This is a genomic window from Halomonas sp. SpR8, from assembly GCF_031010195.1.
Taxonomy (GTDB): Bacteria; Pseudomonadota; Gammaproteobacteria; order Pseudomonadales; family Halomonadaceae; genus Vreelandella.
In genome coordinates this window covers 64,251-81,331 of sequence record NZ_JAUAMC010000011.1, presented here as the reverse complement: position 1 = coordinate 81,331, position 17,081 = coordinate 64,251, and the positions used below count along the sequence as shown (strand labels likewise).

The window sequence follows — 17,081 nt, the reverse complement described above, 5'->3', positions numbered from 1 at the left end:
TTAAAATCGGTAACTAAGACCTGCCATGACCACGACAGGATCGATCTCAACGGTACCTGCCGCCGCACCGTTAACGCTCGCATCGGTATCGATATCGATGTACCAAGCCGCAGCGTTCAGTGCCCAGTTTTTATCGATCAATAAATCGATACCGACTTGCCCCGCCGCACCCCAAGAGTCATCCAGGTCCAAATCACCAATCGCCAGCTCTTCATCGGAGAAGTGGGTGTAGTTAATACCCGCGCCCACATAAGGCTGAATGCGAGACTGAGTGCCGCCCAGCGGGTAGTACTGCAGCGTCAGGGTCGGCGGTAGATGTTTGGTAGAGGCGATATTATCGCCGTTCAAATGGATATCGTGCTCGAACGGCAGCGCTGCCAACAGTTCCACGCCAACTTTATCGTGGAAACGATAGCCCAAGGTGAACGCGAAATTGGTTTCATCCTGTACATCCACAGATAGCGCACCGTTGGCCAGCGAGCCGTTGTCGCTTTTAGGGGCGACTTTGGTAACGCCAACGCGGGTAAAGAAATCACCCGCGCCGTAAGCGAATGCTTGGCTGCTGGTCATTAACGCCGCAACGGCAACGGTGGATACAAGTAGGGTAGGCAGGGCAGCTTTACGCATGGAGTGACTCCTGGTTTCAAGGCTGGGCGGCCATTCAATAGCCGCTTAACGATGCAGCCAGTGTAGCGAGAGTCAGGGAGTGGATTATTGATCCAGGGCAAGAGTAATTAGACAGGTGGTATTGGGGTAGGGGGCTGGAAGGCTTGATTTAGGAGCGGGCTGTTGGCCATTTGGGTTACCCCCTTGGGATCGATGTATGCACGGTCACGCGAAGTATTTTTAGTTTGTGATGCGTATTTTTCTGGTACGCTCAACAATAGGCATGCTCAAATCTTTCGAAATTTTTTATAAAAAACAATTAAAACAGTGAGTTGAGAAGATTTTGTTCATGTTTATAGGCAATGCGAAATGATAATGCGCATGCGCATGAATAAACTGTTAAAGCGAAAAACCAAGTCGTGGCAGCCGATGCTTATCCGTGTCAAAATCGAGCGAATCGAGAACGAGAGGCTTCTCCTATGAATCTCCAGAAAATTGAAGACGAGGCGCTGCATCTTCCTAAAGAGGAGCGGGCCCGATTGATCCAGCGATTGGTACTGAGTCTTGAATCTCCGTCAGATGATGAGCTCAGGTCCGATTGGCTGCTCGAGGCCCGCCGCAGAGGCGAGGAGCTCGACAATGGCACAGTCCAGGTTGTCTCCAATGATGATGTTATGAGGAAGGCTCGGGCACTGCTCAGATGAACTATTTTTTCCACCCAGCAGCGGAAGCCGAGTTCCTGGAATTAGTGGGCTATTACGAATCAAGGGTTCTGGGGTTGGGTGGTGCTCTCATAGATGAGTTTGAGGCTCTGGCCAATTTAGTTGGCGAATCACCAAAAGCTTGGCAAGTCGAGTTGCCGCCAGATATTCGCAGAGCACCCCTTCACCGATTTCCGCTATCTATTATTTACCGAGAAAAGCCTGAGGGCTTTCAAGTGCTGGCTGTTGCCCATGATCGGCGGCGTCCCCAATACTGGCTTGGCAGGCTTTAACAATCGGCTGCACGGCGACCGATTCTCCGTCGCTTCGCGGCTACAAACCGGGGCGTGAGCCGAGCGTTAGGAAAGGAATCATGAAACCGAAAATCAGCATTATCACGCTTGGTGTGGATGACTTGGAGAGGGCCACCCGTTTCTATGGTGAAGGTCTCGGCCTGCCAAAGTACGACTTTGAAGGCGGCAATATATCTTTTTTTAGTCTGGAGGGAACCTGGTTAGCGCTTTATCCTCGGGAAGAGCTGGCCAAGGATATCGGATTACCCGTCCCCACTCAGGCTGGTTTTTCTGGTATTACATTGGCCCATAATGTTGCAAGCAAGTCCGAAGTTGACGCTGTCCTTAGTCAGGCAGTATCCGCAGGCGCACAGCTTATCAAACCGGCAGTGGAAGTTTTCTGGGGCGGTTACTCTGGTTATTTTCAGGACCCGGAAGGCCATTATTGGGAAGTAGCCTACAACCCTTATCAGGACCTGACATAATGGCGGATCCATCGGCAATTCCTAACGATCACAAGCACGGCGATGCCTGCTCCATTGCGGCTTAGCCTCTATTCCGTAGCCACGCTTGCTGTCCGCGTTAGCGAGTGAAAAACGGGAGGCAAATTGGAGCATCAGAGACAATCGCACTTGAAGTCCATCAAAGAAGAGAGCGCCGAAGAAGGGCGTCAATTGCTGCGTATGCTGAAGCTTTCGCCGTTGATTGTCTTTTACGGTATTTATGTTTCTGGCATCTATAAATCTGAAGGGCTTTTATCCGCTTCAGTCGCTTGGTTATGGGTTATTTTTTTAATTTTCGGTTGGCCGAAAGGATTCATAAAGCAAACGGGAATGGCTGTAGTGTTTGGAGTTATTTTTCCGTTTATCGTGCTGCCGTATTTTGGTGATTGGTAGCGGCGCGAGACACTTGCATCGCTAACAATGCCATAAGCGAATGATGGCGGGGTTAATCCTAATATCGAGCCAAGAGGCGTGTACACCGTTGCGAATAAGTGAAGTGCCGCCTTCAGAGGCACCGATGAACCTACTTCTCTTGGCGGATCCCTCTGAAGAGGCGATCAAGAAGTACCTGAATTACTCAAGGTGCTTTTTGGCATATGTGAACGATGTGGTAGTCGGAGTTTGTGTCCTCAAGCCAATCGCAGGGGGGATGGTAGAATTAATGAACATTGCTGTTTCGTCATCGTATCAACAGAGAGGCATTGGGACACAACTTCTGAGAAATATTATTGATAAAGTGAAGGAGTCAGGTGAAAAGGGTCTAGAGGTTGGTACTGGCACTTTTGGTTATCAGTTGGCTTTCTACCAGCGGCAGGGCTTTAGAGTTAAAAGCATTGATAAAGACTTCTTTTTGAAGAACTATCCAGAGCCAATCATGGAAAATGGGGTACAGCACCAAGACATGCTTAGGCTGACTCTCGAATTTTAGGATGATAATTTTTGCCAGTGAAAGCTTTAATAAAGCCATTCACGCGACAAACGCCGGATTGCGGCGTTACATGGAGAGCAGGCGTTGAATCATACTGAACACTCGTCTTTTCGAGAAAAGCTCGTTGAGCATCTTTTCATTGGCGAACTGTTAAAGCTTTCCTGGAAGGAATTTGGCTGCACGCTAGAGGTGGCGAGCCCAGAAGTTGATAACGCTGGCTACGATCTAATAGCGGAAGATAATGGAGCTATAAGGCATATACAGCTTAAAGCTTCATATGCTGGGGGCAAAACGGCTAGCCAAAAAGTGCATACGAGGCTTTCTGAAAAGCCTTCCGGGTGTGTTATTTGGATTTACTTCAACGAAGAAACCTTGGAGCTGGGGCCGTTCCTTTTCTTTGGTTCCCTTCCAGGCGAGAAATTACCTAGCCTTGACGGGCTTAAGGTTGCAAAACATACCAAGGGCAACCAGGGCGGGTTCAAAGCCGAACGGCCCAACATAAAGGTTTTGCCAAAAGGTTGGTTCAAAAATTTCAGTTCTATCGATGAGGTCTATGAGGCCTTATTTGGAGCAACATGTGACAAGGCTGCTGACACGAAACTGGTAGAAAAGGCTCAATGAGTATCAAGGCCTTATACTTGAAAGACGTATTCTTACGATGTTACACAAGGCGTTCGTCTTGACGTACGTGCCAAAAGGCGTACATTTGGTGGGAAGTTGAACACGCAAGAGGTGCGTCATGAATGGAATCACTGCAACAGAGGCGCGCAGCAACCTTTATCGGTTGATCGACGAAACTGCTGAGTCCCACCAGCCCATCGTCATCATGGGCAAGCGGAACAAAGCCGTCTTGGTATCCGAGGAAGACTGGTCGGCGATTCAGGAAACACTTTACCTGCTCTCTGTGCCAGGTATGAGGGAGTCTATTCGTGAAGGGATGAATACCCCCATAGATGAATGCGATGAGGAGCTGGACTGGTGACATGGAAGTTGGTTTACACCAAACAAGCCCAAAAAGATGCGAAGAAACTGGCCTCCAGCGGCCTCAAGCCAAAAGCCCAGGATTTACTGGCACTGATTGCAGAAGATCCCTACCGTAAGCCGCCTCCGTTTGAGAAGCTCATTGGTGATCTTGCTGGCGCCTATTCACGCCGGATCAATATCCAGCATCGTTTGGTCTACCAAGTGCTTGAGGACGAGCGAGTGGTGAAAGTTCTCAGGCTCTGGAGCCACTACGAATAATGTATCACCAGCCGCTGTTGTCAAAAATCCCGGCTGCCAAATGAAAAAAAGCCACTAACGAGTAGTGGCTAAATATTGATTGCTAAGAAAGCCTGGGAGGAGGATGAGCGGCATTAAACCGCCGCTCACCTCGTAAGCACAGATAACTAAGCCTCGAGACCTATTCAGCCGTTGCCAGCAGGCTGGCGTTGCCGCCCGCTGCAGTGGTATCGATGCACAGATGGCGTTCCACCACGTAGCGATCCGGCGAGATAGTCTGGATCTCTAACGGTATGATGGCGCCGTCGCGCTTGGCCAGAGCAATGCGCAGTTCGCGGGTCCAGTCGCTGTTGCCCGCTGCGGCAACCGCCGCAATGCCTTTGACTTCGCTCAACGTCTCGGCTGAAACGCTGCCATCAAGCCCGGCTACCGGCGCACCGGCGTCGAGCAGCGGCTTCACAGCCTGTTCGGCACCGGGTGCGACTACAACGGCCGCACAGCCCGTGCCGAGGGCTTGCGCTGCTTGCGCGATAGCGATATCCAGGGTTGGCCCGAGACACAGAACCGCTCCCTTCGGATACATCGCCAAACGGTTGCTTTCGCCCGTTGGCCCGGGCAGCGTCTGCGGCGTCATATCCAATGCTGCTGTTTCGGCAAGCGCCTTGCGGATCACACCGTTTTTGCCAGAGAGCGCCTTGCGCAGTACCTCGATCCGATTGGGTCGTACCGCCCAGTTGCGCGCATCCAGCCCATCAAGCGCGGATTGGAGGTCAGGCAGTGAGACGGCTTTTCCTTGTGGCGCCTCAACGCGCTCCACGTCGGTGGTGCGGCGGAAGCGCGTCACGTAGAGCGGGCCACCGGCCTTGGGCCCGGTGCCCGAGAGGCCCTCGCCGCCGAACGGCTGGGAGCCAACAATGGCGCCGATCTGGTTGCGGTTGACGTAGACGTTGCCGACATGAATGCGCTCGACGATCTGCTGCACGCGATCGTCGATACGGGTATGCAGGCCGAAGGTCAGCCCGTAGCCTTTGCCATTGATGTCGTCAACGACCTTGTCGATGTCCCGAGCCTTGAAGGTAGCCACGTGTAGCACCGGACCGAAGATTTCACGTTCGAGATCCTCAATGCCGCCGACTTCGACCACTGCTGGAGTGACGAAGGTGCCGGTGTCCGGCGCAGCCAATTTCTTCAGCACCTTGCCTTTCTTCTCGTGTGCCACTACGTAGTCGTTGATCTCGGTCTGGGCGTCGGCGTCAATGACCGGTGATACATCGGTATCGGTGTTCCAGGGGTCGCCAATGGTGAGTGCCTCCATGGCACCATAGAGCATGTTGAGTAACCGGTCACGCGCCTCTTCCTGGACATACAGCATGCGCAGCGCCGAACAGCGCTGACCCGCCGACTGGAAGGAGGAGATCAGGATATCGCGCACTGCTTGCTCGGTCAGTGCCGTGGAGTCCACGATCATGGAGTTGAGACCACCGGTCTCGGCGATCAGTACGGCATCAGGCCCGGCGTTCTCGGCCAGCGCTTTGTGGATGATCTGGGCCACCGGGGTTGAGCCAGTGAAGCAAACGCCAGCGATGCGTGGATCGCTGGTCAGCGGGCCGCCTACCGTCGGGCCGTCGCCCGGCAATAGCTGCAGGGCCGCTTCCGGCAAGCCGGCTTCGCGCATCAGTTCGACGGCACGAGCAGCGATTAGGGGCGTCTGCTCGGCGGGCTTGGCGAGCACCGCATTGCCAGCTACCAAGGCGGCAGCGATCTGCCCGGTGGTGATAGCTAGGGGGAAGTTCCACGGGCTGATACAGACGAAGATGCCGCGTGCGCTGCCGGGTTCTTCGGCCTCCAGCCGCTCGCCTTCGTTGGCGTAGTAGCGCAGGAAATCCACCGCTTCGCGCACTTCGGCGATACCGTCGAACATCATCTTGCCCGCTTCGCGGGTGGTAATCACGGTCAGCTCGGCGATGTGTTCTTCGTAGAGATCAGCGGTGCGGCGCAGTACTGCGGCACGTTCGGCCGCCGGGCGCGCCGACCACTCTTTGAAGCCTTCTTCGGCAGCGTCGAGAGCAGTGGCGACCTCTTCCGGGGTGGCCTCATGCACCTTGCCGATTACCTTTGAGCCGTCGGCGGGAGAGAGGGCATCGCGCGCCGGGCCCTGGGGTGCAGGGCTACCTACCAGCATGGGGCCTGCTGTCCAGGTGGCGTCAGCAAACGCTTCCCGCGCATCGAGCAGCGGCAGAATCGAGGCGGGTTCATTAATCCGATAACCCTTGGAGTTCTTACGGTCGGGCTCAAATAGCTCGCTAGGTTGGCGGATCAAGGGGCTTGAGACGTCGTTGCCGAGCTGCATAAACCCTTCAATGGGATCCTTCGAGACCTCGCTTGGCGGAATCGAGCTATCCACCACCTGGTTGACGAACGAGGAGTTGGCGCCGTTCTCCAGCAGGCGGCGGACCAGATAGGCCAGTAGGTCGCGGTGGGCGCCGACCGGCGCGTAGATGCGACAGTGGGTGCCTTCCGACTCCTTGACGATGTGGTGCAGCGACTCGCCCATGCCGTGCAGACGCTGAAACTCGTAGCTGTCCTTGTCATCACCCGCCATCTCGACGACGGCAGCACAGGTGTGGGCATTGTGGGTCGCGAACTGCGGATAGATACGGTCGCGCCGGTCGAGCAGCATCTGGGCGCAGGCCATGTAGCTGACATCAGTGTTGACCTTGCGGGTGAAGACAGGGAAGGTCTTGACGCCCATCTCCTGGGATAGCTTGATCTCGGTATCCCAGTAAGCGCCTTTCACCAGGCGTACCATGATCTTGCGGTTGTATCGTGCGGCTAGTTCGTAGAGTGTCTCGATCATCGGCGCGGCGCGGCGACCGTAAGCCTGCACGACGACCCCAAAGCCATCCCAGCCATCGAGGCTGGGGTCGGCCATCAGGGCTTCGATCACGTCGAGGGACAGATCCAGCCGGTCTTGCTCTTCGGCGTCGATATTGAAACCGATATTGGCCTTGGCCGCCTGCTGCACCAACGCTTTGGCGCGGGGCAGCAGTTCCGCCATTACCGTTTCGCGGTGTGTGTATTCATAGCGCGGGTGCAGCGCCGAGAGCTTCACCGAAATACCGGGGCTCCCGCGCACGTCGCCCTTGGCCTGCTCGGCGATGGCGGAGATCGCCTTGGCATAGGCTTCATGATAGCGAATGGCATCTTCGTCGGTGCGTGCCGCTTCGCCCAGCATGTCGTAGGAGTAGGTATAGCCCTGTTTCTCGAGCTCACGGGCATTCTTCATGCCTTCTTCGATGGTCTGACCAAGTACGAACTGGCGGCCAAGAATCTTCATCGACTGACCAACCGCTTTACGCACTACCGGCTCGCCCATGCGGCGCACCAGGCCGCGCAGCGCCCGCGTGGGACCCTTGGGATCGTCGTCCAGCACCTTGCCGGTCAGCAAGAGTGCCCAGGTCGAGGCGTTAACCATCGATGACGAAGACTTACCCAGGTGGGCGCCCCAGTCGGAGGGCTCGATCTTGTCGTGGATCAGGTCGTCGATGGTTTCCGCATCGGGCACGCGCAGCAGCGCTTCTGCCAGACACATCAGGCCGACGCCCTCAGTGGTCGAGAGCCCGTACTCGGCAAGGAACGCCTCCATCATTGAGGGCGACCTTTCCTTGCGCACACGCTCAACGTATTTGGCGCCAGCGGCGGCAACTTTCTTGCGGTTATCCTCCGACAGCTTGATACGCTCGACAAGCCCGTGCAGCACATCTGCCTCATTGGCGTCGTAGTGGGTGCGAATGCGCGAGCGTAGATCACTCACGTCGCTATGCAGATGATCGTTCATACAGGGTCTCTCCTTGCTAGCCGACACTCAGGCGTTGCTGCGTCGGTTAGGATGTAGTCATACTTTTTACTGCAAACAGAATAGCAAACCTAAAGAGGGCTCCCGCGGGAGCCCTCTCGATACGCCTGGGCGCTTACTTGCGATCGATATGCTGATATTCACCGGCATCGGCTGTCGCATTGCTCACCACCAAAATGGCGATGAAAGAAGCGATGAAGCCAGGAATAATCTCGTAAACACCGGGACCACCCATAAACTCTCCGTTCCAGCCCAGTGCGATCCAGATCATAACGGTGAGCGCGCCCACTACCATGCCTGCGATTGCGCCAGCGCCGTTTGTGCGCGACCACATCAGCGATAAAATAATCACCGGCCCGAACGCGGCACCAAAGCCTGCCCAGGCGTTGCTGACCAGCCCCAGTACCTGGGAATTAGGATCAGACGCAATGACAGCGGCAACCAAGCCAACCAGGATGACACTAATCCGGCCTACGCCGACGGTCTCTTTTTCCGTCGCTTCTTTACGCAGGAACAGGCGATAGAAGTCTTCGGTCAGAGATGAAGATGCCACCAAAAGCTGGCTGGAAATAGTGCTCATAACCGCAGCAAGTAGTGCCGCATAGAGGAAGCCGGTGACCAGCGGGTGGAACAGTAGATCCGCCAGAATAATAAAGATCGTTTCCGGATCCTCAACATTCATACCATTGCGAATCGCATAGGCCCGACCAAAGATACCCAGTGATACCGCGCCAATCAGGGATATTGCCATCCAACTCATGCCGATATTACGGGCAATAGGCACATCCTTCAGCGTGCGGATGGCCATGAAGCGAACAATGATGTGCGGCTGACCGAAATAACCCAGTCCCCATGTCACCGCGGAGAGCCAACCAATGAAGGTCAAACCGTCTGTCCACGATAGCAGCGTGGGGTCGACTTCATTCAAGGTCTGCGAGGCCTGGCTGAAACCGCCGCCACCTTCGCCAAACAGCACCACTGAGGGCATGATCACCAGGGCCAGCATCATGATGCAGCCTTGCACGAAGTCCGTCATGCTCACGGCGAGGAAACCGCCAACAACGGTATAGACAAGTACCACGCCCAGGGTAATGATAATGCCCGTCGCATAATCGCTCAGGCCACCAATGTTGATAACGCCGGCAAATGCGCTTTCGAACAACTTGCCGCCTGCCACCAGACCTGAGGCCGTGTAAACCGCGAAGAAGACGACGATAACGATAGCCGATACCGTTCTCAACGACATTGCCCGAGTTGGGAACCGGTTGGCCAAAAAGGCGGGAATGGTGATCGCGTTCCCATAGTGAACCGTTTGTTCGCGCAGACGCGGTGCGACCAACACCCAGTTGAAGAAGGCACCCACGAATAGGCCGATTCCGATCCAGGCCGAGCCCAAACCAGAGACGAACATCGCTCCGGGCAAACCCAGCAGCAACCAGCCGCTCATGTCCGACGCGCCAGCCGAAAGGGCTGCCACTTTGGGGCTTAGGGTTCGTCCCCCCAACATGTAATCTTCGGATGTGGACGTGGATGTGCGCATCGCATAAATACCGATGGCAATCATGAGCACAAAGTACGCAATGAGACTGATCCAAACACCAATAGCCATGTAACTTCTCCAGTTCGTCAGGAAGGAACTAGGTCCGACCTATCAGTGCGGTCACCGGGTAGAGCCCGGTAGTAAACCGCGTTATTTTTATTGACCCTGTTGTTTATTCACGTCAGAAGGCCTAACGAGCGTCCGCCACGAACCAAGTCAGCGAACTTGTTGGTACCTTTGTAAGCAGTGATCCCTATATTATTGTCGACCATAAGTTAGTTTCCTGTTCAGGAGTTCAGGTTAATGATGTTGATGAGTGGCCCACTCATCGTCTACCGACATACGCAAATAAGCGAATGTAGAGTGCTGCCCCCTTTGGTGTATGTTGATTTCAGGGCAAAACGTGTCAATTTCGCGGCAAGAACAGTTGTTATACGACTTTAGTAGAGTTTTTGCTGGGCTGCTAGCGGCCCTAAAGCAGCGTTTGATGGGCTAATGGCAGCCGGTGGTATATCGCCTTGGCGTAGTTTGCGTGGCGACAACCCATAACTGTGGCGAAATGCATGGGAGAGTGCGCTTTGATTGGCAAAGCCGGTTTGAATCGCAATATCGGTAAGGGGGAGGCGGCTTTGCAGGATCAGTTGGCGGGCCGCATGCAGACGCTGACGTTTGACGTACTGCCAGGGCGAAAGCCCAGTTTGGGCACGAAAGCAGTCGGAAAAATGCGCTTCGCTTAAACAGGCTAGCCGGGCTAAATCGGCGACGCGCAGGTCATCGGCAAGGTGTTGACGAATGAAGCGGTTAATCCGCGTCAAGTCCAGGCGCTGCTGAGCAGTATTGGCAGCTGACCCCAGGCGCGCTTTAAGGGAGCCCAGCAGTGTGGCGGCCAAGCGGTCTTGCTGAAAGGAGTTGATGGCGGTATCAAACCCTTGGGCAAGTTCACTTTCCATAAACGCTAAGTAGTGACGCAGGGCGTTATCCAGACCAAAAAAGCGCGGTGCGTCAAACAGCGCTACTAATTCGCGGTTTTCACCGGTTAATGCCGGTGCATCTTCAGGCAGGTCGAAAATCAGTTGTCGGTTATGGCCATTGCCCGAGTAGTAATGCTCGTGATTAGCGGGCACGATGCAGCCTGAAAACGCATTAACTCGCCCACCCAGCCCTTCGATTTCAAATTCTGATGAACCACATAGCGTAATCACTATTTGATGAAAATCATGGGTGTGGTGATGCGTAGCACTGGCAAGTGGAATTTGTCGAATGGTGCTGGACATGCAGATCTCCTGAACTGCTACTGCTGACGGAGGGCAGTATGGGCGGACAAATGGTCGCGAAGGGCCTTGAGTTCTGCGTGACCCTCTTCATTTAGCAACGGCTTGCCTTGAGCTATCATCCAGCGTCGACCGTGTTGTTCCATTAGGTGCGCGGCACGCCGCCTAATGCTGTCCAGGTACTCATTGTGCCGAATGGGATAACCAATCACAGCATTCCATTCTGTTTCGCTTACCTGGCTATCAAGTGCTTTATCAAATAGCGCCAGTAAATCTTTGGGCTCAGTGCGGTAGCGCGGAGTGCTCGAGGTCATTAGCACGAGTATTACTGCGCCAATCACAAGTAAGCACACCCCAAAAACTAACAGATACAGCGCCATTGGCGATGCTCCCAGGCGTTATGAATAAAAAAATGCCTCTAAATTATACGCTTGACGCCGCTTGGGTCGAAATTTTTACTTTTTGCAGAACTTTTTCTGTACAGCGTGTCTGAGTTAGTACAGCCAACAGCGCGATAGCAGTCGCTAAAGTTGTTGTTCCGGCTCTATTGTTTTGATCCCTTGCTTCCGCTACTCCACGAGTAGCGGTTTTTTTTGGCTAGGTTTTTTTGGGGCTAATAGTTGAATGGTTGCCTTGTCTAAACAAGCGTCTAATGGCGTCGCATTGAAAGTAGAGCAATTAGAATATCACGGCGCGTCACGATTCCTATTAGCCGTTGCTGTTCCACCACCGGGTAAATTTTAGGTTTAGGCCCAAGCATTTCCTGGGCTAAGTCGGTAATGCTTTTATTGGGAGAGACGCTGAGCACTTCGTGACGCATCATCTCCCTTACCAGTGGCGCTTCATCATCATGGTAAATACTATCCAACACGCGGCCCATTACATCCTGCTCAGAAATAAAGCCGATTAAACGGTCGGACGCGTCAACTACTGGCGCGCCGGGCAAGCGGTGCAACGCTAATCCCTTGGCGAGGGTGGTGACTGAAGCGTCGGGCGAGACACGGTAGCAATCACGAGACATGATGTCGCGGACGATGTTGGGGTTTGTTCTATTTATCATGGAGACTCCTTACTTATCGTAGTCAGCGCTGTGGCGAACAGGGCGCGATTGAAGCTGCAGTCTAATAAGTTGTCTTTGATGGCAATAAGCTAAAGTCGACTCTTTCACTGTAGGAGATTAATGCCACAGATGCAGCCTGTAAGCGTTCTTTATTCAACGCTGTAAGTACTGAATTTTCTACGCTGGAGATTTTCTAATCTGCAACATCGTTGTTTTTTCCGCATCAAGGAGCCTTTTATGGATGCACGTGAGTACCTAAGCCGTAAAGGAGTAGGCCTTGACCGAGACCCTGATCGTCCAAACACCTTGGAAGAGAAAGCCTGGGAACGGGCGCGAGGCTCTGGTCAACAGCGACCTAAATCGGGCACGCCCCATGATTGGGAAGACTGGGAGCGCCACCACGATGATTTGGCTGAGGGGGCGCAAACCCTGGAGCAGAAAATCGATAAAGAGGCTCACCGGATTGCCCAGGAACGTGCAGCGAAGGCTGCAACTGAGTTCGCTTCCAGCCCAGTGGAGCATTTCACTCCGCCGCCTAAGCCAGACCCTGCGCCTGCCCAGGGCACGCCCCTTGAGGCGACACCTGCGCAGCAAGCACACCAACCTGTGCCAGAGTCAGGCGCCTTAAAACTCGCCTATTATGCTCTGGCGTTACTCCTGCCACCGCTGGCGGTGGGTTTAACCTTGGGGGGAAGCAAGCGAGTAGGCTTAGCTGTGCTACTTACGCTAGTGGGGTGGCTACCCGGCGTTGTGTATGCAGTTTGGTGGCTGCAGCAGCGTTAACTAACGCACTTTATAGATGTTTACCGCTTGGCAGCTTCATCCAAGTGCGTATAATCCGTGTAAACTAAATAATAGATAGAGGTTTACGATGGGTTATCTGATCGGCGTTACCGTCCTATGGGCCTTCTCCTTTTCGCTGATAGGGGTTTATCTAGCGGGACAGGTCGACAGCTACTTTGCTGTGCTCCTGAGGGTAATGCTTGCCACGCTGGTATTTTTGCCGTTTTTACGCCCCAGCTTACTACGCGGTAAACAGCGGCTGGCATTAATGGCATTGGGTGCCATTCAGTTGGGCGTTATGTACACCTTCTTCTATCAATCCTTTTTACTGCTGTCAGTCCCTGAAGTGCTGCTGTTCACCATCTTTACGCCTATCTATATTGCGCTGCTGGATGATCTGCTGTTTGGACGCTTTACGCCGATCTATATTGTGACTGCCCTGTTAGCGGTAGTAGGCGCAGGCGTGATTCGCTATGACGGCGTTGATAGTGGCTTTTGGGCAGGCTTTTTAGTGGTGCAAGGAGCTAACCTCTGCTTCGCCATTGGTCAAGTGGGCTATCGCCGCTTAGTGACTGATTTACCGCCTACTCTGGCTTGGCACAACGTGTTTGGTTGGTTCTTTATTGGGGCAATGTGCGTATCTTTACCCGCTTATTTACTCTTCGGAAATAGCGCTGCGCTGCCCACTACTCCAGTGCAGTGGGGCGTTCTGGCTTGGTTGGGATTAGTCGCTTCGGGGGTGGGCTATTTCGCATGGAACCAGGGAGCCACTAAAGTGGATGCAGGCACATTAGCGATTATGAACAATGCGCTGGTACCCGCGGGACTGCTCGTTAATTTAGTGATCTGGAACCGTGATGCGGATATTCCACGGCTTTTATTAGGAGCGCTTATCATGGCTGCCTCACTATGGTTAAACCACTGGTGGTGCCAGCGTCGTCAGGTCATTGCTAGTTAAGCCTATTTGCCCGATACGTGAGGTCTCTCCATAATGGTGACTTATGTTAGCGAGAGTCGGCCAATGAGCAACACCTCACCATCAAGTGCTATGTCTTCTGCCTGTGAACGACCAAGCAGACCGTTTAAAACCATCGGGCTGATTGGTCGGCTGGGTAGCGATAAGGTTGTCGACTCCCTTAAGCGGCTTGTCACCTACCTTGTTGCTCATGAGTACAGTGTATTGGTGGAAGATCGCACGGCCACCGCGCTACCTGAGCATGGCCAGCCGGAAGCCAGCCGTCGCATGCTGGGAGAGCTGTGCGACTTGGTGATTGTTGTTGGCGGTGATGGTAGTTTGCTGGGTGCGGCGCGCACGTTATGTCGCAGCGGCACGCTGATTTTAGGCGTTAATCGAGGCCGCCTTGGGTTTCTCACGGATATTTCACCTGATGAACTGGAAACCCGCGTGGGCGAAGTGCTTGCCGGGGAGTATGAGGTTGAGCAGCGTTTTCTACTCGATGCGGTGCTTTATCGTCATGGTGTTGCCGTTGGTAATGGTGAAGCCTTAAATGAAGTGGTGTTGCATCCTGGTAAAGCGGTGCGAATGATCGAGTTTGAACTGTTTATTGACGGCCAGTTTGTCTACAGCCAGCGCAGCGATGGTTTAATTGTCGCCACTCCCACCGGTTCTACTGCCTATGCGCTTTCTGGCGGCGGGCCGATTATGCACCCCAAGCTCGATGTGGTAACGCTGGTGCCGATGTTTCCCCATACGCTCTCAAGTCGCCCGATTGTGATCGATTCTACCAGCGAGATTCGCATCCATATTGGCGAAACCAATCAAACCTACCCGCATATTAGCTGCGATGGGCAAACCCGCGCAGTGGCGAAACCGGATGACGTGCTCGTCATTACCCGCAAACCTGAACGCGTCCAGCTAGTGCACCCCATCGGCCATAATTTCTATGAAGTGCTACGCAGCAAATTAGGCTGGAGCCATCGGTTGGGGGATTAAGTATGGAGGGCTATGACCTTATCGGCGATGTCCATGGCTGCGGTGCAACGCTTGCCGCGCTACTCGAAAAATTGGGTTATCACCAGCGCAGCGGCGTTTACCGTCACCCTCGTCGCAAAGTCATTTTCCTCGGTGATCTAATCGATCGCGGGCCACGCATCCGCTTGGCAGTGACTATTGCCCGCCGCATGGTAGAGCAGGGCGAAGCGTATATCGTCATGGGCAATCACGAGTATAACGCCTTGGCGTATACCCATCCCGGGCCGGCAGGCAGCCACAAGCGCTGGCTAAGAGAACATACTCCCCGGCATAATCGCATTATCCAAGATACCCTAGCGCAGTATCGTGACTACACCAACGAATGGGACGATACGTTGGCGTGGTTTAAAACCATACCGCTCTATTTAGAGATCGATGGTATACGTGTCGTGCATGCCTGCTGGGACGCTCAGCTCATTGAAGAGCTTAAACAACGTCGCCCCGATGGCTGCATGGACACGCGGTTTTTGATTGAATCCACCGATCCAGCCACCCAGGCGTTTCGAATTTTAGATCGTCTCACTCGTGGTCCGCACGTCTCACTACCCGAAGGCATTGCGATACACTCCGGCGATGGCTTTACGAGGAAAAGTTTTCGCGCTCACTTTTGGGCCCAGGCGCCAAAGCAGTGGGGCGATGTGGTCTTTCAGCCGGATAACTTACCCGGCGACCTTGAAACCCGTGAACTATCCACCAAAGAGTATCAGCAGTTGAGTTATTATGGGCCAGAACAGCCGCCGCTGTTTATCGGCCATTACTGGTGCGAAGGTGTCCCGGCGCTTCCTGCTAGTAATATCGCTTGTTTAGACTACAGCGCGGTCAAATATGGACGTTTAGTCGCTTACCGCTGGAGTGGCGAAACGGTGTTGAACGCCGATCATTTTGTCTGGATAAAGGTACCTAAAGAAGAGCGGGCGCTGCCTAAACCCTGGGAAATCGATTTCGACTGACGATTAACTTAAAAGCTACATACTGTTACACATTTTTTTGCAAAACGGCTGAACTAACCCTGCTGTCGGCTATCAGAGTGAGTGTTCCCTTGAATGATCCCTTGCTTTTATTCTCCGGCGGTCCCCACCGCCGGTTTTTTTTGCCTGTTTGTTGGCCGCCGAGAGCACATATAACAGTTACCCGCTGCGGACAGCGTGCCGCTAGCGCATTGATTAGAGGGATGTTATGCATCCAGTGATGCTTCTGCCCGATCACGCAGATACGAGCGAACTGCGCCAAGCGCTTTGGCGCCATCGCATTGGCCACCGCATTACCGATGAAGCCGATGGCCAACTGCTATGGATCGCCGACCCACGCCAGCATGATGAACTAAACGCCCTGGTGGAACGTTGGAAGCGTGGAGAGACTCTCGTCATCCAGCAGTCCACTAAGCGTTCACCTACCCTGACCACCTCCTTGGCGTCACTTCGTCAGGTACCCATCACTGCGCTAATGATTGTGGTTAGCCTGATTGTGTTTGCACTCATCGGCGTATTTGGCGACCAACTGATCGTTACATTGACCATTGTGCCCATCGGTATTTCAGCTGGCGAGCTGGTGTTCGGCAATCTGATGCAAACGCTTACCTCGGGGCAAGTATGGCGCTTGCTATCACCTGCTTTTCTGCACTTTGGCTGGATGCATTTAATCTTCAATCTAATGTGGGTGTGGTATTTTGGCCGCCAGATAGAGGCACTCCAGGGCAGTCGGACCATGCTACTGCTGCTTATCGTGGCGGGCATTAGTGCTAATGTGGCGCAGTATGCGACCGGCACCGTGCTGTTCGGCGGCATGTCAGGCGTCGTTTACGCCTTACTGGCCCACGTTTGGTTGATGTCTCGTCGGATTCCCCAAAGTGGCTTCTTTGTGCCCCAGATGCTAGTGGTATTTATGCTGGGGTGGATGGTATTCACCATGACCGATATGGCGGGCAGCGTTGGTTTTGGCAATGTCGCTAATGAAGCTCATTTGGGCGGTCTACTCGTGGGGCTTATCACAGGCTGGTATTATTCATCCCGCCGTTTGAAAAACCGTTAAGAGGCCTGCAATGAGCGAAATGACGTTCGAGAAAATGATTAACCAGATGACCCCGACGATTTACGAAAGCCTGAAACAGGCGGTATCGCTGCGTAAATGGCCCGACGGTCGCCGCTTAACGCCAGAGCAGACTGAACTCTGCCTGGAAGCCGTCATGCGCTTTGAGGTGGAGAACAACGTGCCGGAAGAGAACCGCGTAGGCTACCTGGAGCAGCGTACCTGCGGGGCGGCAGCCAGCGGTGCTGGCGTAACGCCTGAAATGGCGGGCCTGGCACGGGATGCCACGCGTGATTGAAGC

General features: G+C 54.0%; 20 protein-coding genes. 14 read left to right on the top strand and 6 right to left on the bottom strand.

Going from position 1 to position 17,081, the window contains the following annotated elements; all coding sequences use genetic code 11:
• A complete protein-coding gene (locus tag QT230_RS18560) occupies positions 1-627 on the bottom strand; it encodes an OmpW family outer membrane protein (RefSeq protein ID WP_308323644.1) in 627 nt (208 codons plus the stop codon).
• Positions 628-1,085: 458 nt separating this feature from the next.
• Here QT230_RS18560 and QT230_RS20895 point away from each other — a divergent pair, with 458 nt between their 5' ends.
• From QT230_RS20895 to QT230_RS18525, 8 genes are all read left to right on the top strand, one after another.
• Complete coding sequence (locus QT230_RS20895; protein ID WP_374694483.1) at positions 1,086-1,310, top strand: addiction module protein; 225 nt, start codon at positions 1,086-1,088, stop codon at positions 1,308-1,310.
• Complete coding sequence (locus QT230_RS18555) at positions 1,307-1,600, top strand: type II toxin-antitoxin system RelE/ParE family toxin (RefSeq protein WP_308323643.1); 294 nt, start codon at positions 1,307-1,309, stop codon at positions 1,598-1,600. Before QT230_RS20895 ends, QT230_RS18555 begins: the two co-directional genes overlap by 4 nt.
• Positions 1,601-1,680: 80 nt before the next feature.
• A complete protein-coding gene (locus tag QT230_RS18550; RefSeq protein WP_308323642.1) occupies positions 1,681-2,085 on the top strand; it encodes a VOC family protein in 405 nt (134 codons plus the stop codon).
• A 147-nt stretch (positions 2,086-2,232) separates the two neighbouring features.
• Positions 2,233-2,496, top strand: coding sequence for a hypothetical protein (locus tag QT230_RS18545; protein WP_308323641.1), 264 nt, complete (start codon positions 2,233-2,235; stop codon positions 2,494-2,496).
• A 124-nt stretch (positions 2,497-2,620) separates the two neighbouring features.
• Complete coding sequence (locus QT230_RS18540; protein ID WP_308323640.1) at positions 2,621-3,031, top strand: GNAT family N-acetyltransferase; 411 nt, start codon at positions 2,621-2,623, stop codon at positions 3,029-3,031.
• An 84-nt stretch (positions 3,032-3,115) separates the two neighbouring features.
• Positions 3,116-3,652: a hypothetical protein gene (locus QT230_RS18535; protein ID WP_308323639.1), complete on the top strand. Its 537-nt coding sequence runs from the start codon at positions 3,116-3,118 to the stop codon at positions 3,650-3,652.
• A gap of 118 nt (positions 3,653-3,770) precedes the next feature.
• A complete protein-coding gene (locus tag QT230_RS18530) occupies positions 3,771-4,013 on the top strand; it encodes a type II toxin-antitoxin system Phd/YefM family antitoxin (protein ID WP_308323638.1) in 243 nt (80 codons plus the stop codon).
• Complete coding sequence (locus QT230_RS18525; RefSeq protein WP_308323637.1) at positions 4,010-4,273, top strand: Txe/YoeB family addiction module toxin; 264 nt, start codon at positions 4,010-4,012, stop codon at positions 4,271-4,273. The genes QT230_RS18530 and QT230_RS18525 overlap by 4 nt, the downstream gene beginning before the upstream one ends.
• 160 nt (positions 4,274-4,433) lie before the next feature.
• Here QT230_RS18525 and putA read toward each other — a convergent pair whose 3' ends face one another.
• The 5 genes from putA to QT230_RS18500 all read right to left on the bottom strand — a co-directional run bounded on the left by putA (position 4,434) and on the right by QT230_RS18500 (position 11,979).
• Positions 4,434-8,090, bottom strand: a complete 3,657-nt coding sequence (putA, locus tag QT230_RS18520; protein ID WP_308323636.1) for a bifunctional proline dehydrogenase/L-glutamate gamma-semialdehyde dehydrogenase PutA — start codon at positions 8,088-8,090, stop codon at positions 4,434-4,436.
• 133 nt (positions 8,091-8,223) lie between these two features.
• On the bottom strand, positions 8,224-9,717 hold the full coding sequence (putP, locus tag QT230_RS18515) for a sodium/proline symporter PutP (RefSeq protein WP_308323635.1): 1,494 nt from the start codon (positions 9,715-9,717) through the stop codon (positions 8,224-8,226).
• Positions 9,718-10,088: 371 nt separating this feature from the next.
• Complete coding sequence (locus tag QT230_RS18510) at positions 10,089-10,922, bottom strand: AraC family transcriptional regulator (RefSeq protein ID WP_308323634.1); 834 nt, start codon at positions 10,920-10,922, stop codon at positions 10,089-10,091.
• A 17-nt stretch (positions 10,923-10,939) separates the two neighbouring features.
• Positions 10,940-11,299: a hypothetical protein gene (locus tag QT230_RS18505; RefSeq protein WP_308323633.1), complete on the bottom strand. Its 360-nt coding sequence runs from the start codon at positions 11,297-11,299 to the stop codon at positions 10,940-10,942.
• A 269-nt stretch (positions 11,300-11,568) separates the two neighbouring features.
• Positions 11,569-11,979, bottom strand: coding sequence for a CBS domain-containing protein (locus tag QT230_RS18500; protein WP_374694482.1), 411 nt, complete (start codon positions 11,977-11,979; stop codon positions 11,569-11,571).
• A gap of 237 nt (positions 11,980-12,216) precedes the next feature.
• Here QT230_RS18500 and QT230_RS18495 point away from each other — a divergent pair, with 237 nt between their 5' ends.
• The 6 genes from QT230_RS18495 to QT230_RS18470 all read left to right on the top strand — a co-directional run bounded on the left by QT230_RS18495 (position 12,217) and on the right by QT230_RS18470 (position 17,078).
• Positions 12,217-12,762 (top strand): YqaE/Pmp3 family membrane protein, encoded by a 546-nt coding sequence (locus tag QT230_RS18495; protein ID WP_308323632.1) that lies wholly within the window; start codon positions 12,217-12,219, stop codon positions 12,760-12,762.
• Between the two features lie 88 nt (positions 12,763-12,850).
• Positions 12,851-13,720, top strand: a complete 870-nt coding sequence (locus QT230_RS18490) for a carboxylate/amino acid/amine transporter (protein ID WP_308323631.1) — start codon at positions 12,851-12,853, stop codon at positions 13,718-13,720.
• A 63-nt stretch (positions 13,721-13,783) separates the two neighbouring features.
• Complete coding sequence (locus tag QT230_RS18485; protein WP_308323630.1) at positions 13,784-14,716, top strand: NAD(+) kinase; 933 nt, start codon at positions 13,784-13,786, stop codon at positions 14,714-14,716.
• A gap of 2 nt (positions 14,717-14,718) precedes the next feature.
• Positions 14,719-15,705 (top strand): metallophosphoesterase, encoded by a 987-nt coding sequence (locus QT230_RS18480; RefSeq protein ID WP_308323629.1) that lies wholly within the window; start codon positions 14,719-14,721, stop codon positions 15,703-15,705.
• A 226-nt stretch (positions 15,706-15,931) separates the two neighbouring features.
• Positions 15,932-16,783, top strand: coding sequence for a rhomboid family intramembrane serine protease (locus tag QT230_RS18475; protein WP_308323628.1), 852 nt, complete (start codon positions 15,932-15,934; stop codon positions 16,781-16,783).
• A gap of 10 nt (positions 16,784-16,793) precedes the next feature.
• The gene (locus tag QT230_RS18470; RefSeq protein WP_308323627.1) at positions 16,794-17,078 is read left to right on the top strand and encodes a DUF1315 family protein; all 285 of its coding nucleotides are present in this window, start codon (positions 16,794-16,796) and stop codon (positions 17,076-17,078) included.
• Positions 17,079-17,081 lie beyond the last annotated feature (3 nt).

What these genes read in the sequence shown, in the direction of transcription:
- QT230_RS18480 (WP_308323629.1), top strand. Translation starts at nt 14,719, where the DNA reads ATGGAGGGCTATGACCTTATCGGCGATGTCCATGGCTGCGGTGCAACG.
- QT230_RS18495 (WP_308323632.1), top strand. Translation starts at nt 12,217, where the DNA reads ATGGATGCACGTGAGTACCTAAGCCGTAAAGGAGTAGGCCTTGACCGA.
- QT230_RS18540 (WP_308323640.1), top strand. Translation starts at nt 2,621, where the DNA reads ATGAACCTACTTCTCTTGGCGGATCCCTCTGAAGAGGCGATCAAGAAG.
- QT230_RS18555 (WP_308323643.1), top strand. Translation starts at nt 1,307, where the DNA reads ATGAACTATTTTTTCCACCCAGCAGCGGAAGCCGAGTTCCTGGAATTA.
- QT230_RS18485 (WP_308323630.1), top strand. Translation starts at nt 13,784, where the DNA reads ATGAGCAACACCTCACCATCAAGTGCTATGTCTTCTGCCTGTGAACGA.
- QT230_RS18510 (WP_308323634.1), bottom strand. Translation starts at nt 10,922, where the DNA reads ATGTCCAGCACCATTCGACAAATTCCACTTGCCAGTGCTACGCATCAC.
- QT230_RS18560 (WP_308323644.1), bottom strand. Translation starts at nt 627, where the DNA reads ATGCGTAAAGCTGCCCTGCCTACCCTACTTGTATCCACCGTTGCCGTT.
- QT230_RS18475 (WP_308323628.1), top strand. Translation starts at nt 15,932, where the DNA reads ATGCATCCAGTGATGCTTCTGCCCGATCACGCAGATACGAGCGAACTG.
- QT230_RS18490 (WP_308323631.1), top strand. Translation starts at nt 12,851, where the DNA reads ATGGGTTATCTGATCGGCGTTACCGTCCTATGGGCCTTCTCCTTTTCG.
- putP (WP_308323635.1), bottom strand. Translation starts at nt 9,717, where the DNA reads ATGGCTATTGGTGTTTGGATCAGTCTCATTGCGTACTTTGTGCTCATG.
- QT230_RS20895 (WP_374694483.1), top strand. Translation starts at nt 1,086, where the DNA reads ATGAATCTCCAGAAAATTGAAGACGAGGCGCTGCATCTTCCTAAAGAG.
- QT230_RS18470 (WP_308323627.1), top strand. Translation starts at nt 16,794, where the DNA reads ATGAGCGAAATGACGTTCGAGAAAATGATTAACCAGATGACCCCGACG.
- putA (WP_308323636.1), bottom strand. Translation starts at nt 8,090, where the DNA reads ATGAACGATCATCTGCATAGCGACGTGAGTGATCTACGCTCGCGCATT.
- QT230_RS18500 (WP_374694482.1), bottom strand. Translation starts at nt 11,979, where the DNA reads ATGATAAATAGAACAAACCCCAACATCGTCCGCGACATCATGTCTCGT.
- QT230_RS18505 (WP_308323633.1), bottom strand. Translation starts at nt 11,299, where the DNA reads ATGGCGCTGTATCTGTTAGTTTTTGGGGTGTGCTTACTTGTGATTGGC.
- QT230_RS18550 (WP_308323642.1), top strand. Translation starts at nt 1,681, where the DNA reads ATGAAACCGAAAATCAGCATTATCACGCTTGGTGTGGATGACTTGGAG.
- QT230_RS18530 (WP_308323638.1), top strand. Translation starts at nt 3,771, where the DNA reads ATGAATGGAATCACTGCAACAGAGGCGCGCAGCAACCTTTATCGGTTG.